At 65.1% G+C, this 26,468-nt stretch carries 25 protein-coding genes; 10 read left to right on the forward strand and 15 right to left on the reverse strand.

Going from position 1 to position 26,468, the window contains the following annotated elements:
- Positions 1-5: 5 nt before the first annotated feature.
- From ACK3BB_RS13520 to ACK3BB_RS13560, 9 genes are all read right to left on the reverse strand, one after another.
- Positions 6-974 carry an alpha/beta fold hydrolase gene (locus ACK3BB_RS13520; protein WP_428925169.1) on the reverse strand — a complete coding sequence of 323 codons (969 nt, stop codon included), beginning with the start codon at positions 972-974 and terminating at the stop codon, positions 6-8.
- 11 nt (positions 975-985) lie between these two features.
- A complete protein-coding gene (gene metA, locus ACK3BB_RS13525) occupies positions 986-1,930 on the reverse strand; it encodes a homoserine O-acetyltransferase MetA (protein WP_428925170.1) in 945 nt (314 codons plus the stop codon).
- A gap of 35 nt (positions 1,931-1,965) precedes the next feature.
- Positions 1,966-2,835, reverse strand: a complete 870-nt coding sequence (locus ACK3BB_RS13530; RefSeq protein WP_428925171.1) for an ATPase — start codon at positions 2,833-2,835, stop codon at positions 1,966-1,968.
- A gap of 71 nt (positions 2,836-2,906) precedes the next feature.
- A complete protein-coding gene (locus ACK3BB_RS13535) occupies positions 2,907-3,623 on the reverse strand; it encodes a CDP-alcohol phosphatidyltransferase family protein (protein ID WP_428925172.1) in 717 nt (238 codons plus the stop codon).
- A 46-nt stretch (positions 3,624-3,669) separates the two neighbouring features.
- Positions 3,670-4,626, reverse strand: coding sequence for a DMT family transporter (locus ACK3BB_RS13540; protein WP_428925173.1), 957 nt, complete (start codon positions 4,624-4,626; stop codon positions 3,670-3,672).
- Positions 4,627-4,721: 95 nt separating this feature from the next.
- A complete protein-coding gene (locus tag ACK3BB_RS13545) occupies positions 4,722-5,822 on the reverse strand; it encodes an OmpP1/FadL family transporter (RefSeq protein WP_428925174.1) in 1,101 nt (366 codons plus the stop codon).
- Positions 5,823-5,944: 122 nt separating this feature from the next.
- Positions 5,945-6,841 (reverse strand): DMT family transporter, encoded by an 897-nt coding sequence (locus ACK3BB_RS13550; protein ID WP_428925175.1) that lies wholly within the window; start codon positions 6,839-6,841, stop codon positions 5,945-5,947.
- 54 nt (positions 6,842-6,895) lie between these two features.
- Positions 6,896-8,458, reverse strand: a complete 1,563-nt coding sequence (gene guaA, locus ACK3BB_RS13555) for a glutamine-hydrolyzing GMP synthase (RefSeq protein WP_428925176.1) — start codon at positions 8,456-8,458, stop codon at positions 6,896-6,898.
- 129 nt (positions 8,459-8,587) lie between these two features.
- Positions 8,588-9,445, reverse strand: coding sequence for a delta-class carbonic anhydrase (locus ACK3BB_RS13560; RefSeq protein WP_428925177.1), 858 nt, complete (start codon positions 9,443-9,445; stop codon positions 8,588-8,590).
- Between the two features lie 293 nt (positions 9,446-9,738).
- On the opposite strand from ACK3BB_RS13560, the gene ACK3BB_RS13565 reads away from it, so the two are divergent.
- Complete coding sequence (locus ACK3BB_RS13565) at positions 9,739-11,286, forward strand: trimethylamine methyltransferase family protein (RefSeq protein WP_428925178.1); 1,548 nt, start codon at positions 9,739-9,741, stop codon at positions 11,284-11,286.
- A 33-nt stretch (positions 11,287-11,319) separates the two neighbouring features.
- On the opposite strand, the gene ACK3BB_RS13570 is transcribed toward ACK3BB_RS13565, so the two are convergent.
- Positions 11,320-11,631, reverse strand: a complete 312-nt coding sequence (locus tag ACK3BB_RS13570; protein ID WP_428925179.1) for a DUF6477 family protein — start codon at positions 11,629-11,631, stop codon at positions 11,320-11,322.
- 220 nt (positions 11,632-11,851) lie between these two features.
- On the opposite strand from ACK3BB_RS13570, the gene ACK3BB_RS13575 reads away from it, so the two are divergent.
- The 3 genes from ACK3BB_RS13575 (at position 11,852) to ACK3BB_RS13585 (ending at position 14,710) form a co-directional block, all read left to right on the forward strand.
- A complete protein-coding gene (locus tag ACK3BB_RS13575; protein WP_428925180.1) occupies positions 11,852-12,952 on the forward strand; it encodes a DUF6456 domain-containing protein in 1,101 nt (366 codons plus the stop codon).
- 146 nt (positions 12,953-13,098) lie between these two features.
- Positions 13,099-14,049: a lipoyl synthase gene (gene lipA, locus ACK3BB_RS13580; RefSeq protein WP_428925181.1), complete on the forward strand. Its 951-nt coding sequence runs from the start codon at positions 13,099-13,101 to the stop codon at positions 14,047-14,049.
- A 103-nt stretch (positions 14,050-14,152) separates the two neighbouring features.
- Positions 14,153-14,710 (forward strand): LysE family translocator, encoded by a 558-nt coding sequence (locus ACK3BB_RS13585; RefSeq protein ID WP_428925182.1) that lies wholly within the window; start codon positions 14,153-14,155, stop codon positions 14,708-14,710.
- A gap of 18 nt (positions 14,711-14,728) precedes the next feature.
- Here ACK3BB_RS13585 and ACK3BB_RS13590 read toward each other — a convergent pair whose 3' ends face one another.
- Both ACK3BB_RS13590 and hpt read right to left on the reverse strand, forming a co-directional pair.
- Entirely contained in the window at positions 14,729-15,604 is an 876-nt protein-coding gene (locus tag ACK3BB_RS13590) for a c-type cytochrome (protein WP_428925183.1), read from the reverse strand.
- Between the two features lie 213 nt (positions 15,605-15,817).
- Positions 15,818-16,357: a hypoxanthine phosphoribosyltransferase gene (gene hpt / locus ACK3BB_RS13595; protein ID WP_428925184.1), complete on the reverse strand. Its 540-nt coding sequence runs from the start codon at positions 16,355-16,357 to the stop codon at positions 15,818-15,820.
- Between the two features lie 94 nt (positions 16,358-16,451).
- Between hpt and ACK3BB_RS13600 the strand changes: the two genes are divergently transcribed.
- Positions 16,452-16,895: a type II toxin-antitoxin system RatA family toxin gene (locus tag ACK3BB_RS13600; protein ID WP_428925185.1), complete on the forward strand. Its 444-nt coding sequence runs from the start codon at positions 16,452-16,454 to the stop codon at positions 16,893-16,895.
- On the opposite strand, the gene ACK3BB_RS13605 is transcribed toward ACK3BB_RS13600, so the two are convergent.
- The 3 genes from ACK3BB_RS13605 to ACK3BB_RS13615 are packed head-to-tail and all read right to left on the reverse strand — an operon-like array spanning position 16,886 to position 19,066.
- A complete protein-coding gene (locus ACK3BB_RS13605; RefSeq protein ID WP_428925186.1) occupies positions 16,886-17,368 on the reverse strand; it encodes a CinA family protein in 483 nt (160 codons plus the stop codon). The two genes, ACK3BB_RS13600 and ACK3BB_RS13605, sit on opposite strands and share 10 nt — an antisense overlap.
- 4 nt (positions 17,369-17,372) lie before the next feature.
- Positions 17,373-17,876, reverse strand: a complete 504-nt coding sequence (locus tag ACK3BB_RS13610; RefSeq protein ID WP_428925187.1) for a phosphatidylglycerophosphatase A family protein — start codon at positions 17,874-17,876, stop codon at positions 17,373-17,375.
- Entirely contained in the window at positions 17,873-19,066 is a 1,194-nt protein-coding gene (locus tag ACK3BB_RS13615) for a bifunctional 2-C-methyl-D-erythritol 4-phosphate cytidylyltransferase/2-C-methyl-D-erythritol 2,4-cyclodiphosphate synthase (RefSeq protein ID WP_428925188.1), read from the reverse strand. The genes ACK3BB_RS13610 and ACK3BB_RS13615 overlap by 4 nt, the downstream gene beginning before the upstream one ends.
- Positions 19,067-19,301: 235 nt before the next feature.
- Between ACK3BB_RS13615 and dusB the strand changes: the two genes are divergently transcribed.
- The 5 genes from dusB (at position 19,302) to ACK3BB_RS13640 (ending at position 26,461) form a co-directional block, all read left to right on the forward strand.
- A complete protein-coding gene (gene dusB / locus ACK3BB_RS13620; protein WP_428925189.1) occupies positions 19,302-20,231 on the forward strand; it encodes a tRNA dihydrouridine synthase DusB in 930 nt (309 codons plus the stop codon).
- The gene (locus tag ACK3BB_RS13625; RefSeq protein ID WP_428925190.1) at positions 20,228-21,307 is read left to right on the forward strand and encodes a two-component system sensor histidine kinase NtrB; all 1,080 of its coding nucleotides are present in this window, start codon (positions 20,228-20,230) and stop codon (positions 21,305-21,307) included. Before dusB ends, ACK3BB_RS13625 begins: the two co-directional genes overlap by 4 nt.
- Before the next feature lie 12 nt (positions 21,308-21,319).
- Complete coding sequence (locus ACK3BB_RS13630) at positions 21,320-22,687, forward strand: response regulator (protein ID WP_428925191.1); 1,368 nt, start codon at positions 21,320-21,322, stop codon at positions 22,685-22,687.
- A gap of 161 nt (positions 22,688-22,848) precedes the next feature.
- Entirely contained in the window at positions 22,849-25,056 is a 2,208-nt protein-coding gene (locus ACK3BB_RS13635) for an ATP-binding protein (protein WP_428925192.1), read from the forward strand.
- Positions 25,049-26,461, forward strand: a complete 1,413-nt coding sequence (locus tag ACK3BB_RS13640; protein WP_428925193.1) for a sigma-54-dependent transcriptional regulator — start codon at positions 25,049-25,051, stop codon at positions 26,459-26,461. Before ACK3BB_RS13635 ends, ACK3BB_RS13640 begins: the two co-directional genes overlap by 8 nt.
- Positions 26,462-26,468 lie beyond the last annotated feature (7 nt).

The raw sequence follows: 26,468 nt of genomic DNA on the forward strand, positions 1-26,468 counted from the left end.
GAATGTTAATCGGGTTTACGCAAATCCGCGCGCAGGGCGGCGCGGTCGATGGCGGCGATGGTGGCGGCGGGATCGGCATGATGGACCATGTGGCCGATCCCGGGCAGCAGGGTCAGCCGGGCGCCGTCGATCTGTCCGGGCAGCGGGCGGGCGTGCAGGTCGGGCGAAACGGTGGTGTCGGCCTGGCCATGCAGGATTTCGACGGGCACGGCAATGCGGTCATAGGCCGGCACCAGCGCGGTGATCTGGTCGAGCAGGCCGGCGCGCTGGCGGGCGGTGGCGCGCAGGGACGCGCGGCGCAGGGTCAGGCCCGGCGCCACGGCACGGGCATAGCCCGGCGGCGGATCCTGGGGCGCGAAGATGCCGGCGATGGTGCGGCTGACGTAATCCTCGGAGACAAAGGCCGTCATCAGCGGCACGACCACGGCCTTGCCCAGCGGGTGGGACGTGATGGCATAAAGCCGGGGCAGGTCGCGCGGCCAGGGGTTGGACGGCGCGGCCACGGTCACCAGCGCGGACAGTCGGTCGGGCAGGTGGGCCGCCCAGGCCAAGGCCACCGCCCCGCCATAGGATTGCCCCATGACGATCGGCCGCTCGGCGCCCAGCAACCGCGCGGCCCCGGCCAGGATGCGCGCCTGGTCGACGATGGTGGCGCCGGTTTCGGGCGCGGTGGAATAGCCCATGCCCGGCCGGTCAAAGACAATGACCCGATAGCGACTGGCCAGCCGTGGCGCCAGGTCCAGCGTCATGTCGCGGGTGTTGCCCCCGGTGCCATGGATCAGCACGACATCCGGCCCCTGGCCCATGACAACCGCGTGGACCTGCTGGCCTTCGACCTGCAGCAAACGGCCTTCGGGCGGCCAGGTCGCCTCGGCCCGGGCTTCGTTGCGCGCGGCCCGCCACAGCACCAGGGCCGTGGCCAGCAATAGGACGATCACCAGCGCGATCAGCCCGAGGCCCAGGGCCTTTGCCATCATTCCTCCGCTCAGATGCGCAGGTCGACCGAACTGACGCCGATCTGCGAAATGTCGTATGGCGTGGTCAGATAGATCTCGGACAGCCAGTTTCCATAGAGCAGGTGGGCATGGCTGCGCCAGCGGTTGAGCGGCGGGCGGGTCGGGTCGTCGTCGGGGTAATAGTTGCGCGGCACGTTGATCGGCTCGCCGGCGGCAACATCGCGGTCATATTCCTGTTTCAGCGTGTCGCTGTCATATTCCAGGTGGTTGAAGATATAGAGCGCGCGCCGGCCCGGGTCCTGCACCAGGCAGGGCCCGACCTCGTCCGAGCCCAGGAGCGTGATCAGCCCTTCGCCCCGGTCGATCTCGTCCTGGCGCATCTCGGTCCAGCGGCTGACCGGCACGACGAAATCATCGGCAAAGCCGCGCAGGTAGGGCGAGGCCGGGGCCAGGTTCTGGTGGCGGAAACAGCCAAAGGCCTTGGCATCCAGCATGTGCTTGTCGATGCCGTGGAAGTGCCGGATCATCGCCATGGCGCCCCAGCAGACCCCGAAGGTCGAATGCACATGGGTCTGGGTCCAGTCGAAGATCCGCGCGAGTTCGTCCCAATAGGTCACGTCCTCGTAATCGAGATGCTCGATCGGCGCGCCGGTGATGATCATGCCGTCGAACTTCTCGCCGCTGGCCTCGACCTCGGCGAAATCGGTGTAAAAGCTGTCCATGTGCTCGGCCGAGACATTGCGCGACAGATGGTCGGTCATCTTCATCAGCGTCAGCTCGACCTGCAACGGCGTCGCGCCCAGCAGCCGCGAGAACTGCGTCTCGGTCTGGATCTTCTTGGGCATCAGGTTGAGCAGGCCGATGCGCATCGGCCGGATGTCCTGCTGCGCCGCCCGGTCCTCCGGCATGACCATCACGCCCTCGCTCTGCAGGATGCGATAGGCGGGCAGGTCGGAGGGCAGTTTGATGGGCATCGGGCAGGGTCCTTGGACGTTTGCGGAAGTCCGGCTTATCCCTCGCGTGCGCGCTTCTCAAGGGCGTCGGCGATCAACTCTGTGAATTCGGCCTCGGTGCCCACGTCGCGCACGTCGTCGGCCGAGACGGTCACACCCCAACGGGCCATGGCCCGATAGCGCGGCTGGCGATGGGCGAGGGCCTGGGCATAGGTCCAGCGGATGAAGGTATCGGGATCGACCCGGCCGGCGGGCAGGCCGGTTTCGGCCAGATAGCTGTCCCACATGCGGGCCAGAAATTGCGGCTGATAGGCCATGGGCTTGGGCGCCCGGTCGAACCGGCGCACCAGCTCTTCGGTATGGGCGTCCGAACCTTCGATCCAGATCATCAGGCAATGCTGGGCCAGTTCGCTCAGCAGCGGATCGTCGGGGTTGTCGGGATCGGCCCATTCGCAGATCGACCCGCCGGTGTCGCAGATGAAATGCGGATAGCCATACAGCCGCTCGGCCCGTTCGATGAAATAACCGGTATCCATCAGGGCCTTGATCTCGGCCTGTTCGAACTGGTCCTGGCGGCGGCGGTATTCGTCGATCTCGACCCCGCCCTTGTCGGGGTCGCCGGGCTTGCCCAGGTAGGCCGACACGGGCTGGAGGTTCTGAAAGGTGATGTTGGATCCGATATAGATCGAATCCGTCAGCAGCAGCTCGCGCAGGAACGGCACCTTCATCGCCTCGGCCTTGGCGTTGTCGGCGATGTATTCGCCCATGTAGCGCGTGCCGATGCGGTAATCGATGGAATAGTGGAACCAGCTGCCCTGGTCGCGCAGCATCTGCGACAGGTAGGTCTTGCCCAGCCCGGACATGCCGAAGAAGAGGATCCGCTTGCGGTCGGCCGCCCGCCATGCCGCGGCACTGTCGTAGATCATCGAAGCCCTTCTTTGCCCTGCGTCTTTCCGTTCGGGCTTCCTTAATACGGCGCGGCCGCCGTGGAAACCGGTCAGTTGCGGCGAGGCGGAAAGACCTGTTGCAGGATGCCCGCCAGGATCAGGTAGACCGAGGTCAGCACCAGCCCCCAATGAGCCCAGCTCTGGGGATGGAAATCGACCCAGGCCGCCCAGCCGGCAAAAAAGGTCCAGGCCAGGGCCATTGGCAGCGACAGCGCCCGCCAGCGTCGGGTGCGCACGGGGTGGATGAATTTCAGCGGCAGGAACATGGCCAGCGCCAGCAGCACGACCAGCGTCAGGATGACCCAGAAATCGGGCTTGAGCGCAAACAGGACGATGACCAGCATGTTCCAGCAACCGGGGAATCCCTGGAAGGAATTATCATCTGTTTTCATACGCGTATCGGCGAAATACATGGCCGAGGCAAAGGTCACGACAATGATCGCCACCCAGCCCGTCCAGCCCGGCAGCAAGCCCGATTTGAACAGCGCGAAGGCCGGGATGAAGACATAGGTCAGGTAATCGATGATCAGGTCCAGCAGCACGCCGTCAAAGCGCGGGGCATTGGATTTCACATCGTACTTGCGCGCCAGCGGGCCGTCGATGCCGTCGACGGCAAAGGCCACGACCAGCCAAAGGAACATGATGGACCATTGCGACTGGACGGCGGCCAGCATGGCCAGCATGGCAAAGACCGCGCCGGTGGCGGTCAGCAGGTGGACGCAGAGCGCGCGCCTGCGCGGCGCTTCGGGATGATCGGCGATTGTCATTGAACCGTCATGCTCGATTCGGCCGGCAAGCGCAAATGCCAGTCGTTCACTCTGGCGCGTTCAACGCATCCGTCGCGCGACGCGGCCGGGTGGCGCGGGGCCACAGGCGGGGCCGGCGCCCGTTGATGACCAGCAGCCCCAGTGCCAGCAGGCCAAAGCCCGCAAACGAGGTCGGCTGCAACGTCTCGCCCAGGACCAGCGCGCCCAGCACGATGGCGATCGGCGGAATGATCAGCGTGACGATCAGCAGGTTGCCGGCTCCGACCATCGCCAGCACGCGGTAATAGAGCAGGTAGGCCGCCGCCGTGCCCAGGATCGAGGCATAGCCGATGGCGCCCCAGGTCCGCGGCTGCAGGTCGAACCGCGGCATGCCGTCGATCAGCAGCGTGGCGGGCAAGAGCAGCAGGCTGGCCCCGGTCAACATGCCCGCGGCGGCGACCTCGGGGCGCAGCCCGCCCAGCGTGCGCCGGGCCCAGGCCCCGGCCAGCGCATAGGACAGCGTGCCGGTCAGCACGGCCAGCTGGGCCAGCGAGCGGGGATCGAACCCGCGCAGCGCCTCGGGCCCGATGGCCAGCGCCACGCCGCCCAGTCCCAGCGCCACCCCGGCCAGCTTGCGCGCGCTCAGCCGTTCATCGGGAAAGACCAGCGCCGCGACCAGCACGCCAAACAGCGCCGTCGCCCCGTTCAGGATCGCCGTCAGCCCGCTCTCGATCGTCAGCTGGCCCCAGGCGAACAGCCCGAAAGGTATGATATTGTTGAGCAATCCCATGACCAGAAAGGCGCCCCAGGTGCCAAGATCACGCGGCACATGCAGCCTTTTGACCGCCACCCAGAGCCACAGCGCAAGGGCGGCCCAGAAGGTGCGATGCAACACGTTGGTCAGGACGGGGACTTCGTCCAGCGCCAGCCGGACAGCAAGGAACGTGGCCCCCCAGATCAGCGCCAGCAGGCCAAGTTCGGTCCAGGCGCGGGGGGTGAAAGAGATCTGGTCGCGTGTCATCATGCGCCCAGCTAGCCCGGGCCGCCGCTCGTGGGCGACCCGGTTGTTGCGCTATCGCCCGGGGACAGGATCCGGGCGATGGCAGGCGTCGGGCAGGATCAGAAGTTGTAGCCGATCTTGATGCCCGCGCCGATCGCGGTGTTGTTGTCAAAGGACGAGGTCGCGAAGGGCGTGCGCGACACGACGGTTTCCGCGTCGCCGATCCAGGCCAGGTTGACCCCGCCGGACACGCTGAACCGGTCGCGGGTGTATTTCACGCCGACCGTCACGCCGAACAGCCCGTCATGGGGGCCGAGGTTCGTCGTGTAGCCACCGACGGCCGGCTCATAAGTCAGCGCCACCGAGCCCGACCAGGTGTCGTTGAATTTCCGTCCCACACCAACGGTATAGGTGGTGTAATTGCCGTTGTAATAGACGATCGGCGTGCCCAGCAGGTTCTCGTAGACCGGCGGCGTGATCGTGAAATCGGCCCAGTTCACCCAGCGCACGCCACCAAACAGCAGCGTGTCGGCGGCGATGCCGGTCTGGAAATCAAAGTTGATCGCCTCGGGCGTCTCCAGCGAGGTCGGGCTGGTCGATGTGCCGGTCAGGGCGGTGTATTCGGTGACCTCGGTGTCATGTTTGACCTTCGAGAAATAGGTCAACGCCACGCGCAGGGCGATTTCCGGTTTCTCGTAGGCCGCGCCGACCAGGTAGCCAAAGGACGTGTCGGTCGGGCTGCTGGCGGTGTAGCCGGCGAAATAGGGGATCGCCACGTCGGCCGAAATGGCCTGGGCGCGCAGGCCGGCATGCACGCTGAACCCACCGTCGAACTTGTAGCGCAGGATACCTGTGATGGCGTTGCTTTCGAATTCCGCCGTCGAGCCGCCAAAGACATAGCCCGTGCCGGTCGGATAGCTGACATCCGCGCCATAGGGCTGGTCAAAGATCAGCGCCAGGCTGATGCGGTCGTTGATGTCGGTCTTGTAGGCCGCGCCGAAGCGCAGGTAATTTTCGGTCAGATTGCCCGAATCGGCGCCCAGTGCCGAGCCGGTGACATCCGGATAGACCGAGCCGAAGGACAATTCGGCATAAGACCCACTTTCGCCGCCGGTTTCGAACAGCGGGGCGATGCTTTGCCCGGACCGGTCGATCCCGCCGGCATGCGACATCGATGCGACAAGGCATCCCGCCGAAGCAAGTGTCAGATAACGCTGCATGATTTCCTCCCAATTGACGTAGAAGGATACTAGGTCACCCTTGGTTTAGGCAAGCATGACCACACGGAATAACAAAAATGACGTGCGGGAAGGACACACGCAACATTGTTGCGCCCCAGACGTCATGCCCCGGCGGTGGCGGCATCCCGGCGCTTGCGGTTTTCTGCCAGCAAATTGATGTAATTGCCCGCGAAAATGACGATGGCCCCGACAAAGACCCAGATATCCAAGGGTTCCTGGTACAGCAGCATGCCGACGATGGCGATGGTCGGCACCCGGGCAAAATCGATGGGGATGACAAAGGTGGCCGGGGCGATGGCCAGGGCGTTGGCAACGCAGAAATGCGCGAGCAGGCCGGCCAGCGCGACCAGGATGACCCAGGGCAGGGCGCGGGCGTCGGGCAGGGTGATGTCGAAATCGAACCCGGCGGCGATCAGGCCCAGGACCAGTTGCATCAGGGTCAGCCAGAACAGGATGCAGCCGATCGATGCCGTGCGCGTCAGGCGCTTGGTAAAGATCGTGGTAAAGGCAAAGCAGATCGCGGCCGATGCGGCGCAGAGCACGCCCAAGTTCAGCTGTTCGGCGCCCGGGCGCACGACGATCAGGATGCCGGCAAAGCCCAACGCCGCGGCCAGGCTGCGCACGGCGGTCAGCCGTTCGCCTAGCAACAGCGGTGACAGCAGCAGAACCCAGATCGGCTGGGTGAATTCCAGCGCAAAGACCTGGGCCAGGGGAATCATGGTGATGGCGAAGAACCAGAGGTTCTGGCCGGTGAAATGAGCCGCGTTGCGGGCCAGGTGCAGGCCCAGACGGTCGGTCGTGACCGAAGCCCATTTGCCGGTGACGGTCAGCACCGCGGCGACGATCATCAGGCCGAACAGCGAGCGGTACATCATCAGCTCGAACGTATCGAGCTGAACGCTGACTTCGCGCCCGGCCACCGCCATTGATGAAAACGACGCGATGGCGCCGATCATCCAGGCGGCCGCGCGCCCGGGTCTGTCTTCGCTCTGGTTCATCCGCTCCTCCGGCCCGGTCGGCCCGGATCCCTGCGCTACATCATCGGTCGGGGATCACTCCCACTCGATGGTGCCCGGAGGTTTGGAGGTGATGTCATAGGTCACGCGGTTGATGCCCTGCACCTCGTTGATGATCCGCGTGGCGGTTTCGCCCAGGAATTCATGGGTGAACGGATAATAGTCCGCCGTCATGCCATCGACCGAGGTCACCGCGCGCAAGGCGCAGGCGTAATCATAGGTGCGCCCGTCGCCCATCACGCCAACGGTGCGCACGGGCAGCAGCGCCGCAAAGGCCTGCCAGATTTCGTCGTAAAGGCCATGTTTGCGGATCTGGTCGATGTAAACCGCATCGGCCTTGCGCAGGATTTCCAGCTTGTCGCGGGTGATCTCGCCCGGGCAGCGGATGGCCAGGCCGGGCCCCGGGAAGGGATGGCGACCGATGAAATGGGCGGGCAGGCCCAGCTCGCGACCCAGCGCGCGGACCTCGTCCTTGAACAATTCGCGCAGCGGCTCGACCAGCTTCAACCCCATCTTCTCGGGCAGGCCGCCAACATTGTGGTGCGACTTGATCGTGACCGAGGGGCCGCCCGAAAAGGACACCGATTCGATGACATCGGGATAGAGCGTGCCCTGCGCCAGGAACGAGACATTGCCGATCTGATTCGCTTTTTGCTCGAAAACTTCGATGAAAAGCCGGCCGATTGTCTTCCGCTTTGTTTCCGGGTCGGAAACATTCTCCAGCGCGCCGATGAAGAGATCCTGCTCCTGGGCGTGGATCAGCTCCATGTTGTAATGGTCGCGGAACATGGTCACGACCTCGTCGGCCTCGCCCTGGCGCAGCAGGCCGTGATCGACGAAAACGCAGGTCAGCTGGTCGCCGATGGCCTCGTGGATCAGCACCGCCGCGACCGAGCTGTCGACCCCGCCGGACAGGGCGCAGATGACCTTGGCGTCGCCCACCTGGTCGCGGATCTTCTGCACCGCTTCCTCGCGATAGGCACCCATGGTCCAGTCGCCGGAAAAACCGGCCAGGCGGACGAAATTGGCGTAAAGCCCGGCGCCGCGCGGGGTGTGGTGCACCTCGGGGTGGAACTGCACGGCAAAGAAGTTGCGCGACAGGTCGGCGGTGACGGCAAAGGGCGCGTTGGGCGAGGTGCCAAAGACTTCGAAGCCCGGGGCGATGCGGCTGACATGGTCGCCGTGGCTCATCCAGACCTGTTCCGGACCTTCGTCGAACCAGCCTTCCAGGATTGACAGCGGCGCATCCGAGGGCGTGACGAAGGCACGGCCGAATTCGGCGGTGCCATGACCGCGCTCGACCAGGCCGCCCAGCATCTGCATCATCACCTGCTGGCCATAACAGATGCCAAGGACCGGAACACCGAGGCCAAAGACCTCTTCCGGCGGGCGCGGCGAACCGGCGTCGATGACCGAGGCCGGGCCACCCGAAAGGATCACGGCCTTGGGCGCAAAGTCGGTCAGAAAGGCGGCATCCACGCTCTGAAACGGGTGGATCTCGCAATAGACATTCAGCTCGCGCAGGCGTCGCGCGATGAGCTGCGTGACCTGGCTGCCGAAGTCGATGATGAGAAGGCGGTCGTGGGAGATCTGGCTCATGGCCTGCCTTTAGGGCCATTGGCGCATCCGGGCAAGAGCACCGTTTCCTTTGCGCGCCCTTCGAAGCGATTTTCCCGCGGCATGCGCGACCAGCGGCGCCGGGCACAGGGGCGGAATGGCCTGCATGCGTCAATCGATCGGGGCCAGCAATTCGGGCGCGGTGACCAATTGGCGCACACCATGGCTGTGGGTTTCCTCGAAAATGTTCCCGCTCATCGCCCATTCATCCAGCGTCGTGATATCCAGCCGGGCGCAGCGCGGGCGCACCGACCAGGTGACCTGGAGCGGCGAACAGGTGTCTTCGCTGTAACTCGGCCCGGTGGTCGAACCGCGAAAGACCACCGGATTGCCGGTGCCGGTGGGCAGGGAACGCGGCTGGTGCAGGCCCGAGCGCATCGTGCCGCGATAGACAAAATCCATGAAATCCAGAGCGTTGGGGTCATTCACGACCAAGAACACCTGAGATTCGACACGCAGTTGCGGATTGGCGCAGCCTTCGGACAGGCATGCCCCCAGGCCGGGCCCGGGATCGACCGGGCACGTGGAATAGACCCAATGCACCTCGATCGTGTCGCCGGGCTGAACCCCATGAAACCCTCCCGATCGGGGCAATTCCACGCCATGCCCGCCGCTGGTCCGGGTGACATGGCCGGCATCTTGATCCGCGTCGTGGCCTGCATGGTCTGTGCCCGCATTGTCATCGCCGTGGGTCGCGGGCATCTCCTCGCCTGGGCGTGTCAGCTCGGCGACGGACAGGCGATTCGACCCGGTACATCGAAACCCGCCCGACTCACCCGGGCCGGCATAGACAGAAAATCCGGGCCCCATGTGTTCGGCATTTGTATGGGTATGGATGTTGCACAGGTTCATCTCGGCCGCCGGCGGGGCAAAATCGAAACGCACGCCGTTTCGGCCATAAGTGTTTGAAATATCGCGTGGTGTTTGCGGTCCGTAATCCTGGCACAGGGCCAGCGCGGCGCCGGCCATCAGCGACAGGCACAGGGCCAGGCCCGACAGGCGGGCCAGGGCGGATGTAAGCGACATCACGGGCGGTGACGGAAACCGGGGCATGTGGCGCGACCTCGTGTTCTTGCCTTGCCCGCGCAAGCTTGGGCCACCGGCGTTGACATCGCGTTAATCCCGCCATGACAGGATAGGATGTCGTTTTCGGTCCGGACATGACGCAATCGCATGGCGCGGCGCTTGCGGTTCTGGCTAGACAACCGACAGAAGGGCGCGGTGCGGTCAGGCCGCGGCCGGCAGAAGTGAGGTGTGGCATCATGGCGGATCAACCCAGGGCAACGGGGCGGCGCAGGGGCGGCGGCGGCGCGGCGCGGCGCGCGGAACGTACGGCCGTGCGCATCGAAACGGCCCGCTACATCGAGCGAAACATCCCCAATTTCGAGATCCTGACCGAAGAGGCGTTGGAGATCATCGAGGCCAATGCCGAAACGGTGCTGGCCGAGATCGGCGTCAATTTCGTCAACAATCCCGGGGCGCTGGAGCTGTGGCGCGACGCCGGGGCCGAGATTGTCGGCGAGCGCGTGCGCATCCCGCGCGGCCTCGCGCGCAAGCTCTGCGCCACCGCCCCGTCGTCTTTCACCCAGCACGCCCGAAATCCCGAGCGCAACGTGGTGATCGGCGGAAAATCCCTTGTCTGTGCACCGGTTTACGGCCCTCCCTTCGTGCGCGATGCCAAGGGCGGACGGCGTTACGCCACGATGGAAGATTTCCGCAATTTCGTGAAACTTGGCTATATGTCCAAGTGGTTGCACCATTCGGGGGGCACGGTCTGCGAGCCCACGGATGTGCCCGTCAACAAGCGCCATCTCGACATGCTGCTGGCGCATATGACCCTGTCGGACAAGCCGTTCATGGGCTCGGTGACCGAACCCAGCCGGGCGCAGGACAGCGTCGAGATGTGCGAGATTCTCTTCGGCAAGGATTTCGTGCAGCAGAACACGGTGATGACCTCGCTCATCAACATCAATTCGCCGCTGACGTTTGATGACGTGATGATGGGCGCGCTTGAGGTCTATGCCCGCAACAACCAGGCCTGCATCGTGTCGCCCTTCATCGTCGGCGGGGCGATGGCGCCGGTTTCCGTCGCCGGCACGCTGACCCAGGTTCTGGCCGAAGTGCTTGCCGGCATTGCCTATTCCCAGCTTGTTCGGCCCGGCGCGCCGGTGATCTTCGGGGCCTTTGTCACCTCGATCGACATGAATTCCGGGGCGCCCACCTTTGGCACGCCCGAGGCCAGCCAGATCCTCTACGGCGCCGGTCAGCTGGCGCGGCGGATGAAGCTGCCGTTCCGCTCGGGCGGCGCGCTTTGCGCGTCGAAACTGCCGGATGCCCAGGCCGCCTATGAAACCTCGAACACGCTGAACACGGCGCTGATGGGCGGCGTGAATTTCATGCTGCATGCCTGTGGCTGGCTCGAAGGCGGTCTGGTCAGTTCCTACGAGAAATTCGTGATGGATGCCGACCAGTTGGGCGTTCTGCACAAGATGGCCGAAGGCGTGCCCGTCGACGTCAATGCTCAGGCCATGGATGCCATTGCCGAGGTCGGGCCGGGCGGCCATTACTTGGGTTGCGCCCATACACAGGCCAATTTCCAGTCGGCGTTCTGGCGCAGCCAGGTGCTGGATTACAAACCGTTCGAGACCTGGGATGAGGAAGGCGCCCGCGATACCCAGGCGCTTGCGGCCGAGCGGGTGGCGAAGCTGCTGGAAACCTATCGTCAACCGGATCTGGATCCGGCGATTGCCCAGGCGCTGGACAGCTACGTCGCCGAGAAGAAGGCCTCGATGCCCGACGCCTTCATGTAAGTGAAGATTTCAGGGGCGAGGCGCGGGCGCGCCTCAGCCCAACTCGTCCAGAGCCACCGCGGCCTGGGCCGAGCGGATCAATTGGGCTTCGCCCATCATCGCGATCAGCACGTCGATGTGGCACACCAGCGAATAGGCCGTGTCGCCTTCGCGGCGCTGGCTGTCCAGCTCGCTTTCGATATCCATCAACCGCATCAGCGCCGGCGCCGGGCGCGGCAGGCTGCCATATCCCAGCAGCCGTTGCAGATGCCGGTCGCGCCGGTAATCGGCCGCGCCGCAGCGTGCGGCACGAACCAGAAGCCGGGGGCGGCGAAGGGCGGTCACCATGCTGAGTAGGTCTTGCATGTCTGGTCTCCTGAGTGTCGGCCGACAGGCGGCCCTGTGGAAAAACCATACACAACTTAAGCGGGTGTTGCGCGAAGCGGCGACAGCCCGCGCGGTGGTTTCATTTCTGTTTATCGTTTAGATACAATGTTAAAGCTGCAGGGGTTCATTAACTTCCGCGTAAGAAATTCTCCTCAAGGTTGTAGATAACATTGAGGATAAGTTTGGGACAACTGATCGCATGGTTATGATGAACGGAACGCAGATGCGCGGCGAAGGCGCGGTAGTGCTGCCCGGTTGGGTGTCGTCCAGCGTGCGGCATTACCTGGCCCATACCGAGGCCGGCCAACCCATCCGTGACCTGGCCCGGCGCTGCGGCTGTCATGCCTCGACGGTGATGCGCCAGATCCGCAAGGTCGAACAACGCCGCGACGATCCGCTGATCGATGCGGCGCTTCAGGCGCTGGCCCTGGTCGCCCGGCCCGACCGGCGCAAGGGCGCGCCGCTGCCCGGGGTGGCCGATCCGGGGCGGCTGCACGACGAGGCGCGGCGGGTGCTGGGGCGGCTGTGTGAAAGCGGCGCGGTACTGGCGGTGGCCGATGACATGGAAAAGGCCGTCGTGGTGCGCGATGCCCATGCCGGATCGGGGATGCGTACGGCGGTGGTCGATCGCGAGATCGCCGGCGCGCTGGCGCTGAACGACTGGATCGCGGGTACGGGCAGCGGGCGGGTGCGGCGCTACATGATCACGGCGGCCGGCCGCGGGGCGCTGAACAAGCTGCTGGCCGAGAATGCCAATGCCGCGCGGTCTCATGCCGAACACGGATTTTCCGAGGCGCCCCAGGCCTTTGCCGGCCAGCGCATGGCCGATCCCGACGAGTTCGAGGGACGCAGCCGGCGGGTGCGCTATGGTGCCGTCGAAAGCCCGCTGGTGGCGCTGGCGCGGCGGCGCGACAAGGACGGCAAGCCGTTTCTCGCCGATGATCTGGTGCGCGCGGGCGAACGGCTGCGCGAGGATTTCGAGCTGGCGCAGGTTGGCCCGCAGGTGACACAGGATTGGGACAGTTTCCTGGTCGGCGGCATCGACGTGCCGCAGGCCGGACCGGTCACGGGCAATGGTCCGGGCGCCGCGCTGGCGCGGGTCCAGGGCGCGCTGGCCGAGCTGGGACCGGGGCTGAGCGACGTGGCGCTGCGCTGCTGCTGCATGCTGGAAGGCCTTGAAACGGCTGAGAAACGCATGGGCTGGTCGGCGCGGTCGGGCAAGATCGTGCTGCGGATCGCCCTGCAACGGCTCAAGCGCTATTATCAGGGGCCGAGCACGCGCGATTACCTGATCGGCTGATCGGCGCGCGTCAACGGTTTCGCAAGGAGTTTCGGGCAAAAGGAATTTACCGCGCGGGGATGCATGGCGGGCATGCAGCTCTGGCGGTACAACGTCAGGGCGTTTATGATAGGTCTGATCGCCACACAGGCGGAGGAGACAGACCCGTGCGAGACCTCAAGATTCCCGGCCAGCGCCATCCCGAGAAGGCGCATCGCCCGGACAATGCCCAGCCCCGCAAACCGGCCTGGATCCGGGTCAAGGCGCCGGTCGGGCAGGGGTATCGCGAGACGGCCAAGATCATGCGCGAGCACCGTCTGACCACGGTCTGCGAAGAAGCCGGCTGTCCCAATGTGGGCGAATGCTGGAACCAGGGTCACGCGACCATGATGATCATGGGCGAAATCTGTACGCGCGGTTGCACCTTTTGCAACGTGGCCACCGGCCGGCCGGATGCGCTGGACGTGTTCGAACCGGGCCGCGTGGCCCATGCCGTCGAAAAGCTGGGGCTGAACCACGTGGTCATCACCTCGGTCGACCGTGACGACCTCGAAGACGGTGGGGCCGAGCATTTCGCCCAGACCATCCGCGCCGTGCGCCACCGCGCCCCGGCCACCACGATCGAGATCCTCACCCCTGATTTCCTCAAATGCGCGCCCTCGGTTCTGGAAACCGTGGTCGAAGCGCGGCCCGACGTGTTCAACCACAATCTCGAAACCGTGCCCGGGCTTTACCCGTCGGTGCGGCCCGGCGCGCGGTATTTTCATTCGCTGCGGCTGCTGCAACGGGTGAAAGAGATGGATCCGACGATCTTTACCAAGTCGGGCATCATGGTGGGCCTGGGCGAAGATCGCCCGTCGGTGCTGCAGGTCATGGATGACATGCGCGCGGCCGATGTCGATTTCCTGACCATCGGCCAATACCTGCAACCGACGCCCAAGCACCACGTGGTCGACCGTTTCGTCACGCCCGAGGAATTTGCCGCCTACGAGAAATCGGCCTTTGGCAAGGGTTTCCTGATGGTGTCCGCCACGCCGCTGACCCGGTCGTCCTATCACGCCGGCGACGATTTCGCCCGCCTGCGCGAGGCCCGGCAGCGCAAGCTGGGACTGGGGTAAACTGCCCCTGATGCAAGGCTGACACTCGGCGCCGTTGCGCCTTGGCGCGCGGCTTGCTACCGCTTATGCCGTGTTAGAGTTCAGCCTTGCGGTTCTTTTCCTTGTGATCACCCCCGGTCCGGGCGTCCTGTCGACGGCCGGGGTCGGCGCGGGTTATGGCTATCGCCCGGGGCTGGCCTATGTCGGTGGCCTTTTCGTCGGCAACAACGTGGTGGCCGGGCTGGTCATCTCGGGCGTCGCGGCCATTGCCCTTGCGCTGCCCTGGCTGCGCGGCGTTCTGCTTTTTGCGTCAACGGGTTACCTGTTGTACCTGGCGGGCAAGATCGCCTTTGCCGGGGCCGAGATCGGGTTCATTCATGCCGACCGTGCGCCGGGGTTCTGGAACGGGCTGGCGCTGCAACCGATCAACCCCAAGGCCTATGTTGTGTCGACGACGCTGTTCTCGGGCTTTGCCTTCCTGCCTCAGGCGCCGGCCAGTGAAATCGCGATCAAGCTGGCGATCTTCAACATCCTGTGGATTCCGATCCACCTGGCCTGGCTTTGGGCCGGGGTCACCCTGCGCCGGCTGGAGCTGCGCCCCGGGGTTCAGCGCGGCATCAACCTGGCCATGGCCGGGGCCATGCTGATCGTCGTGTCACTGGCCGTCATGTCCCAGCTGTGACGCGGCCCGCCGAGGCGCTCAGGGCAGCGCCTTGAGATAGGCCGCAATCGCCGCGCGATCCTCTGCGGGCAACTGGCTCATGTTGTTGACAACGCTTGCCATTTCGCCGCCGGCGCTATCGTAATCCGGGGTGAACCCGCTTTCCAGGTAATAGGCGATGTCCTCGGCCGACCAATCCAGTTCCGCCGGAGCGATGCCCGGAATGCGCCCGTCGCCCGACGGGTTGGGCGCTCCGGTCAGCCAGGCCGCGCGGTTCATGCCCCCGGTCAGATCGCGCGGCGTGTGGCATTCGCCGCAATGCCCCAGCGCCTCGACCAGGTAGCGCCCGCGGTCCAGCTGGCCGGTCGGCGCCTCGGCCATGACCCAATCGCTCTTGAGATTGACCAGTTTCCACAGCGCCAGCCCGCGCCGCAGCGTAAAGGGAAAACCCAGCTCGTGATCCGGCGCGACGCTGTCGGAGCTCGGCAACGTGTCCAGATAGGCCTTGAGGTCGACCACGTCCTGCGCCGTCATGTGCGTGTAGGTCGTGTAGGGGAAGGCCGGGTAATAATGCCGGCCGTCGGGCGACGTGCCCTTGATCAGCGCATTGGCCAGGTCCTGCGCCGTCCAGCCGCCGATGCCGGCCTCGGACGGGGTGATGTTGGGCGCAACGAAAGTGCCGAAGGGGCTTTGAATGCGGTACCCGCCGGCCAGGATCGGCGGATCCTGCGGCTCGGCCGCGGGATCGACATGGCAGGATGCGCACCCCCCGGCGTGAAAGACCAACGCGCCATTGGCCCGGTCGGGGCTTAGCCCCTGGGTCAGCGCGGCGTCGACATGTTGGGGGCGGGTGACAAACAGGCCGATGCCCGCGAGGATGGCCAGGATAATGGCCAGGCGAAGAAAGGTCAGCATGTTCAATCCCTTGTTGGCTTCAATGGCTCTAGGGTCTGACATTTACCCCATGTCGTTCCATCCTGTCTGCCCGGGCCCAATCGGGCCACAGGCCGGATCTGTCCAGGCCCCAGACCGCCAGCGCGGCCAACACAACCGCCGCGGCCAGCTTGACCCGGCGCCAGGACGGCGGGTTCTGGACCCACCGCCGCATGCGCAACAGGTGGATCGGGTTCATTCCGTGAACCGCACTGCGCCGATGAAGGGCAGGTTGCGGTTGCGTTGGGCAAAGTCGATTCCGTAACCCACGACAAATTCATCGGGAATCTCGAAACCGATCCAGTCGGATTTGAAATCCACCTCGCGGCGCGACGGCTTGTCCAGCAGGGCGATGGATTTCAGCCGCGCCGGCTCGCGGCTGCGCAGCAGGGTTATCACGTTGTTCAGCGTGTGGCCGGTGTCGACGATATCCTCGACGACCAGCACGTCGCGGCCTTCGATCTGGCCGCGCAAGTCCTTGATAATGCGCACTTCGCGGCTCGATTCCATCGCATCGCCATAAGACGAGACCTCCATGAAATCAACTTCGACCGCCAGGTCGAGATCGCGCACGAGATCGGCGATGAAGATGAACGACCCGCGCAACAGCCCCACGACAACCAGTTTCTCTGTTCCGGCGAAGCTTGTCTCGATGTCCTTGGCCAGCGCCTCGATCCGCGCCGCAATGGCCTTGGCCGAGATCAGTTCGTCAATCACGTAAGCCTTGTCGGTCATCTGGCCCCCTTGATCTTTCAGTCCGAGCATACGACACCACGCGCCACTGTCACCCGCGAACTCTGCCGACCTGCGACAAACGAGCCCGTTAAAGATGCCGAAACATTCGGAAACCCGGACGCTGCCATACACGGCGCAGCAAATGTACGACCTTGTGGCCGACGTCGAGTCCTATCCGCAATTTTTGCCCTGGTGTGCGGCCGCCCGCATCCGCTCGCGCCGGCCCGAAGGCGCTGCCGAGGTCATGGAGGCCGACCTGGTGATCAGCTTCAAGGTCTTCCGCGAGCGGTTCGGCAGCCGGGTCACGCTGTTCCCCGAAGATTGGCGAATCGACACCGAATATCTCGACGGGCCGTTCAAATACATGAAATCCAACTGGAGTTTCGCCGAGGCCGAGGGTGGCTGCGACGTGTCCTTCTTTGTCGATTTCGAATTCCGCAACGCGGTGCTGCAAAAGCTGATCGGCGTGGTGTTCAACGAGGCCATGCTGCGCATCGTGCGGGCCTTTGAACGCCGGGCGGCCGAGCTTTACGGATAGGCGCCGGGCGTCAGGGCGCCACCCAGCAGGGCCAGGGCGTGATCGCGGGCGGCCAAGCGCACCTTGTCGCGCCCCGGGGCGCCGAATTCGACGGTTTCCACACGCAGCGGCCGGCCGGTCATGGCCAGGCCGAAACAGACCCGGCCTTCGGGCTTGAACTCGGACCCGCCGGGGCCGGCAATGCCGGTGATCGACACGGCCAGCGCCGCGCCCGACCGGTCCAGCGCGCCCTGGGCCATCTCGGCGGCGACCGCTTCGGACACCGCGCCATGGGCGGCCAGCGTTTCGGCCCGCACGCCCAGCATTTCCTGCTTGGCGGCGTTGGAATAGGTGACAAAACCCCGCTCGACCACGTCCGACGAGCCCGGCACATCGGTCAGCGCGGCGGCCACCATGCCGCCGGTGCAGCTTTCGGCGGTGGCGATCATCACCCCCGCCGCGCGGGCGGCCTGCAGGATCTCGGTCACATCCATCGGCTCATCCTCCCATCAGGAATCCATGGGCCACGCCGGCCAGCAGCAGCGTGCCCAGCCCGGCCAGCAGCCCGGCGATCAGGTCGTCGAGCATCACGCCCGAGGCCCCGCCGCTGCGATCGGCCCAGCCCACGGGGCCGGGTTTCCAGATGTCGAACAGGCGGAACAGCACAAAGGCCGACACCCAGCCCGGCCAGAGCACGGTGATCTCGATCCCATGCAGCCAGGCGGGCAGGGAAATCGCCCAGATGGCCAGCCATTGCCCGGCCACCTCGTCGATGACGATTTCCGGCGGATCCTTGATCCGATCGGGGCCAACCATGACGCCTGCCGCCCAATAACCCGACGCGCCGGCGAGCAGGGTGGCCAGGGCCAGCAGTGGAAACCCGCCCGAGACATGCAGCGCCCAGGCCAGCGGCAGGGCGGCGGCCGAGGCCCAGGTGCCCGGTGCGGGCTTGAGATAGCCCAGCCCGCCGACGGTGGCGATCAGACGTGCCCAGAACCTCATGTCTTCACCAGCGTCGCGGTGGCCAGCGCCGCGATCCCTTCGCCGCGCCCGGTAAAGCCCAGCCGTTCCGAGGTGGTGGCCTTGACCGACACGCGGTCAGGGTCGAGGCCCATGATCCGGGCCATCTCGGCGCGCATGGCCGGGGCATGGGGCCCGATCTTGGGGTATTCGCAGATCAGCGTGCAATCGGCATGGGTGATGACAAAGCCCATGTCCGCGGCCAGTTCGACCGCATGGCGCAGGAAGATATGGCTTTCGGCGCCTTTCCAGCGCGGGTCGGACGGCGGGAAATGCTGGCCGATGTCCCCCCGGGCCAGCGCGCCATAGATCGCATCCGTCACGGCATGCATGCCCACATCGGCATCGGAATGGCCCTGCAGCCCCCGGTCATGGGGAATCGTCACGCCGCACAGCGTCACGTGATCCCCGGGGCCAAAGCGGTGAACGTCAAAGCCGTTGCCCGTGCGTATGTCCATCTGGTCTCCTGGTGCGTGGTCAGGTTCGAGCCCGGCCGCAGCCTGCTCCGGTGCGCCACCCAGCAGGATCTGCTCGGCCCGCGCGAAATCGGCGGGATGGGTGACCTTGAGATTGCGCTCTTCGCCCGGCACGATCGAAACGTCCAGACCTGCCGCACGGGCAACTTGGACATCGTCGGCGGCCTCGGCGGGGTGGGTCCGGTGGGCCTGCAGGATGGCGTCAAAGCGAAAGCCCTGCGGGGTCTGGGCGCGAAACAACCCGGTGCGGTCGCGGGTGCCGGTCACCCGGCCAGCGTCGCCCGTCCAGAGCGCATCGGTCACCGCAAGGGCCGGAGCGGCGCCGGGCGCATTGGCCAGCGCATCATCCACGGCAGCGATCAGCGCGGCGCTGATGCAGGGCCGGGCGGCGTCATGGATCAGCACGCGGTCGGGCGCATCGTCGGCCAGGGCCATCAATCCGGCGCCCACCGAGCCCGACCGGGTGCCCGCGCCGGTGACCACCATGTGGCCGGCTTGGCGAAACCCATCGGCCCGGTCGACATCATCGGGATGCACCACGATACAGATACGATCGATCCGCCCACAACCGGCAAAAGCGTCCACCACATGGTCAATCACCCTCTGGCCGGCCAGGGGGCGCCATTGCTTGGGCAATCCGCCGCCGGCACGGGTGCCGCGCCCGGCGGCCACGATCAGCGCGGCAGTTGTCGTCACGTCAGTCTTCCCGTTTCAGCCGTGCGCACTCATAGGCCCAGCCGCCCTGTGACGCAATCTTCACATGAATATGCTTAAATATGAGGCATTGGACCGAAAGCGGGCATCTGGGGTGCTGTGAAACATTGAGCGTTTCCCGCAATCTCTGTAGCAAGATCAAACGTGCACAAGGTTTAATCAAGTGACCGTAAACATCGCAGGCAAACCCTTATCACCGCCGGTCTTTCTGGCGCCCATGGCGGGAATCACCGACCGGCCGTTCCGCGACCTCGTCGCGCGGTTCGGCGCGGGCCTCGTCGTCAGCGAGATGGTGGCCAGCCAGGAGATGGTCCAGGCCAAGGCCGCCATGCGCGAACGGGCCGAACTGGGCATGCAGGTGGCCAATACCGCCGTGCAGATCGCCGGGCGCGAGGCGCATTGGATGGCCGAGGCGGCCCGCTGGCTGGAAGGCCAGGGCGCGGCGATGATCGACATCAACATGGGCTGCCCGGCCAAGCGGGTGACCAACGGTTACTCGGGCTCGGCCCTGCTGAAGACCCCCGATCACGCCCTGCGGCTGATCGAGGCGGTGGTCGGCGCGGTGTCTGTGCCGGTTACGCTGAAAACCCGGCTGGGCTGGGACGACACGCTGCGCAATGCCGCGGGCGTCGCCGCCCGGGCCGAGGCCGCGGGCGTGCAGATGATCACCATTCACGGCCGGACGCGCTGCCAGTTCTACAAGGGCAGCGCCGATTGGGCGGCGATCGCCGAGGTGGTCGATGCGGTGACGGTTCCGGTGATCGCCAATGGCGACATTGTCGATGCCGACAGCGCGGCCCGGGCCCTTGCGGCATCGGGCGCGGCGGGTGTGATGATCGGTCGGGGGGCGCAGGGCCGCCCGTGGCTGCTGGCCCAGGTTGCACAGGCTCTTTACGGGGCAAAGGCCCCCGATATCCCTGAAGGATCGGCACTTTTGGACATGGTTTCAGAACATTACGAAGCGATGCTGGATTTCTACGGCGCCGAGCTGGGCCTGCGCGTGGCGCGCAAGCACCTTGGCTGGTACATGGATGAGGCGGGCACCGACGCACCCCGGCGGCGGTCGGTCCTGACCGCAAAGGCCCCGGCGCAGGTGCTGCGCCTGCTGGGCGATGCGCTGGATCCGGCGGGGCAGGTGGCGGCATGATCCGCGACGAAGAACTCTGGGCCTCGCTGCCGTTGCCGAGCTTCCTGATCGATCCCGATGACCGGATTGCCGATATCAACTCGGCCGCCGAAGGCTTTCTGAACGCCTCGGCCAAGGCCGTGACAGGTACGCCGGTCTGGGACCAGGTGATGATCGACGCGCCCATCGAAGAGGCCTTTGACCGCGCCCGCCAGAACGGCACGCCGCTTTTCGTCAACGACATCGACGTCGGTTCGGGCAACAAGGCGCCGCTGCAATGCGCGCTGCAGATCGCGCCGCTGGTCGGTCGGCCGGGCTACATGCTGCTGCTGATCTCGCCGCGCGAGCTGGCCGGGCGGATGACCCAGAGCCATTCGGTGAAATCTGCGGCCAAGTCCGCCATCGGCATGGCCGAGATGCTGGCGCACGAGATCAAGAACCCGCTGGCCGGGATCACCGGCGCGGCGCAGCTGCTCAGCATGAATCTCACGCCGGAAGACCTTGAATTGACGGATCTTATCGTCACCGAAAGCCGGCGTATCGTGAAGCTTCTGGAGCAGGTCGAGCAATTCGGCAACCTGACCGAACCCGATTTCCGGCCCGTCAACATCCACGACGTGCTGGACCGCGCACGACGCTCGGCGCTGCTGGGCTTTGGCGCGCACATGAAGATCATCGAGGATTACGACCCCTCGCTGCCCATGGCCTATGGCGACCCCGACCAGCTGCTGCAGGTCGTGCTGAACCTGCTGAAAAACGCCAGCGAGGCGGCCGATCCCAAGGGCGGCACGATCCGCATCCACAGCTATTTCGAACATTCCTTCCGCCTGCGCCGGTCCGACGGCACGGGGCAATCGCTGCCCCTGCAGGTGGAAATCATCGACGACGGCCCCGGCCTGCCCGACAAGATCAAGGCCGACATTTTCGACCCCTTCGTGTCGGGGCGCGAAAACGGCACGGGGCTTGGCCTCGCGCTGGTGTCGAAGATCATCTCGGATCACGACGGCTGGATCTCGGTCACTTCGGTGCCCGGCAAGACCGTCTTCCGCTTGTCCTTGCCCCGTGTGCCGCGCGAATTGCGCGACCAGCAGAACTAGGAGTATTGCCCCATGGACGGCACCGTCCTTGTCGCCGATGACGACCGCACGATCCGCACCGTGCTGACCCAGGCCCTGACGCGGGCCGGCTGCAAGGTCCACGCGACCTCGTCGCTGACCACGCTGATGCGCTGGGTCGGCGAGGGCAAGGGCGACGTGGTCATTTCCGACGTGGTCATGCCGGATGGCAACGGCCTGGAAATGCTGCCGAAAATCGCCCAGGACCGGCCCGGGCTGCCGGTCATCGTGATCTCGGCGCAGAACACGATCATGACGGCGATCCAGGCCGCCGAGGCCGAGGCCTATGATTACCTGCCCAAGCCCTTCGATCTGCCGGACCTGATGAAACGGACGGCCCGCGCGCTGGAGCTGAAGCGTCGCGCCCCGGCCGAGCCGCGGCCCGACCATGTCGAACGGCCTGACGAGCTGCCGCTGGTTGGCCGGACCCAGGTGATGCAATCGCTCTACCGGCTGGTGGCGCGGGTGATGAACACCGATCTGCCGGTGTTGATCTGCGGCGAAAGCGGAACGGGCAAGTCGTTGATCGCGCGGGCTATTCACGATTTTTCCGACCGGCGCACCATGCCCTTTGTGACCGTGACGGGCGCCGATCTGCGCGACCTGGAAGGGCCGGCGCGGGTGCTGGCGCGGGTCAAGGGCGGCACGCTGCTGATCGATGAGATCGGCGATGTCGAGGACGAGATCCAGGCCCGCATCGTGCGCATGATGGATGCGCCGGGCGATCACGCGCCGCGCTTCATGGCCACGTCCCAGCATGATCTGTCGGGCGCGATGGATGCCGGCAAGATGCGGCAGGACCTGTATTATCGCCTGTCGGGCGCCACGATCCACGTGCCGGCCGTGCGCGAACGGGTCGATGACATCCCGCTCTTGGCCGATCATTTCCTGGCCCGGGCCGAACGCGAAGGTGCGCCCAAGCGCGTGCTGTCGGAAGAGGCGCAGGAGCTGTTCCGGGCCTATTCCTGGCCGGGCAACGTGCGCCAGCTGGAAAATGCCGTGCGCCGCCTGGTCCTGACGTCGCGCGCCGAAGAGATCGCCCGGTCTGAGGTCGAGGTCGTCCTGGGCGCCCAGCCCGAGATGGAACCGGCCATGGGCGGCAGCAACACCGAAAAGCTGTCGGCCGCAGTGGCCCGCCACCTGCGGCGGTATTTCGACCTGCACGGCAATCTTTTGCCGCCGCCCGGCCTGTATTCGCGCATCCTGCGCGAGGTCGAGCTGCCCTTGATCGAGATCGCATTGGACGCAACCGGCGGAAATCAGGCGAAATGTGCCGATCTGCTGGGGATCAATCGAAATACCCTGCGTAAGAAGATCACGGATCTGGATATTCAGGTGACACGGCGCCGCAAACTGATGTAAAACCGTCACAGATCGTGGCGGTCCGGTCCCACAACCGGAGATAGACCACGAGATTTGGCGGTCGCCGCGTTGCGCGGCACATCAATTCGTGGGGGCAGTGGGTGGCAAGCGGGTCACACAGAACTCTGGCGACGCTCAGCCGATGGCGGCGAGCGCGGCGGATGCAGAATGTCGCCACGCTCGGGCTCGTGGTTCTGGGGCCGGTGTTGGCCTTTGCGACGTATCTTGTGCTGGGTCCGATGGATCAGGGCGCGTCGTCGCCCTCGCTGCGGGCGATTCTGCTGGCCGACCTGGTCTATATCATCGTCGTTGCGGCGCTGGTGCTGGGGCAGGTGGGTCGGCTGGTTGCGGCGCGGCGGGCCCGGTCGGCCGGATCGCGGCTGCACCTGCGGCTGACGGCGGCCTTTGCCCTGATCGCGCTGATTCCCACCGTGACCGTGGCGGTCTTTGCCGGTCTGACGGTCAACATCGGTCTCGAAGGATGGTTTTCCGATCGTGTCCGCCAGGTGGTGGGCAGTTCGCTGGCCGCCGCCCAGGCCTATGAGGCCGAACACCGCGAGGACCTGGCGCAGGACGCCATGGCCCTGGCCGATTTCCTCAACCGCGCGCGCCGCTCGACGGCCTTCATGACCGATGGCGAGCTGCGGGCGGTGCTGTCCAACGGCCAATCGCAAATCCAGCGTGGATTGCGTGAGGCCTATGTCATTGATGGATCTAGTGAAATTCGGGCGCGTGGTGAGCGGTCCTACCTGTTCAATTTCGAAACTCCGTCCAGCGATCAATTCATCGAGGCCGGTGAAAACGGCATGGCGATCATCGAGGATTGGGACAACAACGAATTCCGCGCGCTGATCCCGCTGGCGGCCTTTGTCGACCGGTTCCTCTATATCAGCCGCGATGTGGACGGCGACATCCTCAGCCTGCTGGACGAGACGCAGGAAACGGTCCGGCTGTACCAACAGCTGGAAAACGAACGCGGCCGGGTGCTGTTCGAATTCGGGCTGATCTACCTTGGCTTTGCGCTGATCCTGATCCTGGCCGCGATCTGGGCCGGGCTGTGGTTTGCCGAACGGCTGTCGCGGCCCGTCGGCCGGCTGACCGGCGCGGCCCAGCGGGTCGGGGCCGGGGATCTGGATGTGCAGGTGCCGGAGGACCGTGGCGACGACGAGATTTCCATGCTGGGGCGCTATTTCAACCAGATGACGCGCCAGTTGAAGGCGCAGCGCCAGACGCTTCTGGATAACACGCGCCAGATCGAGGAACGGCGGCGGATGTTCGATTCGGTGCTCAGCTCGGTGACATCCGGTGTGGTCGGGTTGGACCCGGCGGGGAGGGTGACCTTCGTGAACCGCTCGGCCGAACGGCTGCTGGATTGGTCCGGCGACGAGCAATCGCTCGCGCTGGCCGTGGCTGTGCCGGAATTCGGCCCACTTTTCGAGGAGTTGCGGCAGGGACCCAAAGAGGTCACCCAGGACGAAATCAAGGTCGTCCGCCAGAACGGGCAGGAAAACCTGCTGGTGCGCATGGCCACAAGGCGGGCCGGGGATGGCGGGCTCGAAGGCTACGTGGTGGCCTTTGATGACGTGACTGACCTGGTGTCCGCACAGCGGATGGCGGCCTGGGGGGATGTGGCCCGGCGGATCGCGCATGAGATCAAGAACCCGTTGACGCCGATCCAGCTGTCTGCGGAACGGATCAAGCGCAAGTTTTCGCCCATCGTCGGCGATCAGTCGGAACGACTGGATGCGATGACCGATGTGATCGTGCGCCAGACCAACGATCTGCGTCGCATTGTCGATGAATTTTCCAAGTTTGCGCGCATGCCCGAGCCTGACCGGCAATCTGCCGATCTGACGCGGCTGGTGCGCGACGTGGTGATGCTCCAGCAGAACGGGCAGCCCGACGTGGTGATCCGCGACGATCTGCCGGACATGCCGCTGATGGCTGAATTCGATGCGACGATGATATCCCAGGCCCTGACAAACCTGATCAAGAATGCCGGGGAAGCGATTGAAAGCTATCAGAAAACTGGCGCCGATGTTAAGCCCGAGATCCGGGTGGGCCTGCGGGCCGATGGGCCCTTTGCCCGGCTGACGATTGCCGATAATGGGATCGGCCTGCCCGAGGATCGGGCGCGGCTCTTCGAGCCTTACGTGACAACCCGCGACGAGGGCACGGGCCTGGGCCTGCCCATCGTCAAGAAGATCATTGAAGACCATGGCGGCGCATTGGGTCTTCAGGACGCCCCGTCCTTTGACGGGTCGGACCATGTCGGCGCCATGGCGGTGATCCGGTTGCCTTTGGGCACTGGGATTGCCGCGGACGAGGACAAAGCCCCACAGGCAAAAGAGGCGACTTTAGATGAGTGATATTCTGATCGTAGACGACGAGCGCGACATCCGGGAACTGGTGTCGGACATTCTCGAAGACGAAGGTTACACGACGCGCAAGGCGGGCACGTCGGACGAGGCGATGGCCCAGATCAATGCCGAGGCGCCTGCGCTGCTGATCCTCGATATCTGGTTGAAGGACAGCCGGATGGACGGGATCGACATCCTGAAATCGGTGAAACGCGATAACCCCGACGTGCCGGTTGTCATCATTTCGGGTCATGGCAACATCGAGATCGCCGTGGCAGCGATCAAGCAGGGGGCTTACGATTTCATCGAAAAGCCCTTTAACATCGATCAGTTGCTGGTGGTCATCCGTCGCGCGATGGAGGCTTCGCGGCTGCGGCGCGAAAATGCCTCGCTGAAGCGGCGCGAAGTGACGAGCGCCGAGATGATCGGCAAGTCTGCGGCCTTCCGCGGGTTGGTCAGCCAACTGGACAAGGTGACCAAGTCGAACGGCCGCGTGATGCTGACCGGGCCGGCAGGCAGCGGCAAAGAAATCGCGGCGCGGTATATTCACGCCAATTCCAACCGTGCAAATGCCCCGTTCGTGTCGGTGAATTGTGCTTCGATTGCGCCGGAACGGATGGAAGAGGTGCTCTTTGGCCGGGAATCGGCCGAACGCGGGGTAGAGCCGGGCCTGCTGGAAGAGGGCCACGGCGGTGTGGTTTATTTCGACGAAGTGGCCGACATGCCGACCGGCACCCAGTCCAAGATCTTGCGGGTTCTGGTTGATCAGCAATTCCAACGGGTTGGTGGGACGGACAAGGTGCGGGTGGATCTGCGGGTCATTTCCTCGACCAACAGGGACCTCGAAGCGGAAATCGCGGCGGGCTCGTTCCGGCAGGAATTGTTCCACCGTTTGAATGTCGTGCCGATTGCCGTGCCCTCGCTGGAAGAGCGGCGTGAGGATATTCCGGTCCTGGCCGATCATTTCATCTCGTCCTGCAACCAGGCCCAGGGTTTGCCACTGCGGGAATTGACGGAAGAGGCTGTGGCCCTGATGCAGACGATGATCTGGCCGGGCAATGTGCGGCAATTGAAGAACCTTGTTGAACGGGTGCTGATCCTTGGCGAAGGCACGGGTCCGATCGAGGCGCGCGAATTGCCGACCGAGGCGGAAAAAGGCTCGGATGAAGGGCGTCTGGTGATGTCTGGCGCGCTGGCCGCTCTGCCGCTGCGCGAGGCGCGCGAGGCTTTCGAGCGGGAATACCTGCTGACCCAGATCAACCGGTTTGGTGGCAATATTTCCCGGACAGCGGCTTTTGTCGGCATGGAGCGCAGTGCGCTGCATCGCAAGCTGAAGTCGCTGGGCGTGGTCACGACGAACAAGGCGGGTGCGCGAGTGGCCCATGTGGACGAGGCGCAGGAAGCGGCGGAGTAATCCGCCG

Source organism: Marinibacterium sp. SX1, from assembly GCF_050389775.1.
Classification (GTDB): domain Bacteria; phylum Pseudomonadota; class Alphaproteobacteria; order Rhodobacterales; family Rhodobacteraceae; genus Marinibacterium.

Excerpts from the sequence above, each read along its gene's own strand:
- ACK3BB_RS13565 (WP_428925178.1), top strand. The coding sequence starts at position 9,739 with ATGGCGGATCAACCCAGGGCAACGGGGCGGCGCAGGGGCGGCGGCGGC.
- ACK3BB_RS13610 (WP_428925187.1), bottom strand. The coding sequence starts at position 17,876 with ATGAGGTTCTGGGCACGTCTGATCGCCACCGTCGGCGGGCTGGGCTAT.
- ACK3BB_RS13630 (WP_428925191.1), top strand. The coding sequence starts at position 21,320 with ATGGACGGCACCGTCCTTGTCGCCGATGACGACCGCACGATCCGCACC.
- guaA (WP_428925176.1), bottom strand. The coding sequence starts at position 8,458 with ATGAGCCAGATCTCCCACGACCGCCTTCTCATCATCGACTTCGGCAGC.
- ACK3BB_RS13575 (WP_428925180.1), top strand. The coding sequence starts at position 11,852 with ATGGTTATGATGAACGGAACGCAGATGCGCGGCGAAGGCGCGGTAGTG.
- ACK3BB_RS13545 (WP_428925174.1), bottom strand. The coding sequence starts at position 5,822 with ATGCAGCGTTATCTGACACTTGCTTCGGCGGGATGCCTTGTCGCATCG.
- ACK3BB_RS13530 (WP_428925171.1), bottom strand. The coding sequence starts at position 2,835 with ATGATCTACGACAGTGCCGCGGCATGGCGGGCGGCCGACCGCAAGCGG.
- ACK3BB_RS13625 (WP_428925190.1), top strand. The coding sequence starts at position 20,228 with ATGATCCGCGACGAAGAACTCTGGGCCTCGCTGCCGTTGCCGAGCTTC.
- hpt (WP_428925184.1), bottom strand. The coding sequence starts at position 16,357 with ATGACCGACAAGGCTTACGTGATTGACGAACTGATCTCGGCCAAGGCC.
- dusB (WP_428925189.1), top strand. The coding sequence starts at position 19,302 with ATGGCGGGAATCACCGACCGGCCGTTCCGCGACCTCGTCGCGCGGTTC.
- ACK3BB_RS13550 (WP_428925175.1), bottom strand. The coding sequence starts at position 6,841 with ATGAACCAGAGCGAAGACAGACCCGGGCGCGCGGCCGCCTGGATGATC.
- ACK3BB_RS13640 (WP_428925193.1), top strand. The coding sequence starts at position 25,049 with ATGAGTGATATTCTGATCGTAGACGACGAGCGCGACATCCGGGAACTG.
- ACK3BB_RS13600 (WP_428925185.1), top strand. The coding sequence starts at position 16,452 with ATGCCGAAACATTCGGAAACCCGGACGCTGCCATACACGGCGCAGCAA.
- ACK3BB_RS13570 (WP_428925179.1), bottom strand. The coding sequence starts at position 11,631 with ATGCAAGACCTACTCAGCATGGTGACCGCCCTTCGCCGCCCCCGGCTT.
- metA (WP_428925170.1), bottom strand. The coding sequence starts at position 1,930 with ATGCCCATCAAACTGCCCTCCGACCTGCCCGCCTATCGCATCCTGCAG.
- ACK3BB_RS13560 (WP_428925177.1), bottom strand. The coding sequence starts at position 9,445 with ATGGCCGGCGCCGCGCTGGCCCTGTGCCAGGATTACGGACCGCAAACA.
- ACK3BB_RS13520 (WP_428925169.1), bottom strand. The coding sequence starts at position 974 with ATGGCAAAGGCCCTGGGCCTCGGGCTGATCGCGCTGGTGATCGTCCTA.
- ACK3BB_RS13605 (WP_428925186.1), bottom strand. The coding sequence starts at position 17,368 with ATGGATGTGACCGAGATCCTGCAGGCCGCCCGCGCGGCGGGGGTGATG.
- ACK3BB_RS13590 (WP_428925183.1), bottom strand. The coding sequence starts at position 15,604 with ATGCTGACCTTTCTTCGCCTGGCCATTATCCTGGCCATCCTCGCGGGC.
- ACK3BB_RS13540 (WP_428925173.1), bottom strand. The coding sequence starts at position 4,626 with ATGATGACACGCGACCAGATCTCTTTCACCCCCCGCGCCTGGACCGAA.
- ACK3BB_RS13635 (WP_428925192.1), top strand. The coding sequence starts at position 22,849 with ATGCAGAATGTCGCCACGCTCGGGCTCGTGGTTCTGGGGCCGGTGTTG.
- ACK3BB_RS13535 (WP_428925172.1), bottom strand. The coding sequence starts at position 3,623 with ATGACAATCGCCGATCATCCCGAAGCGCCGCGCAGGCGCGCGCTCTGC.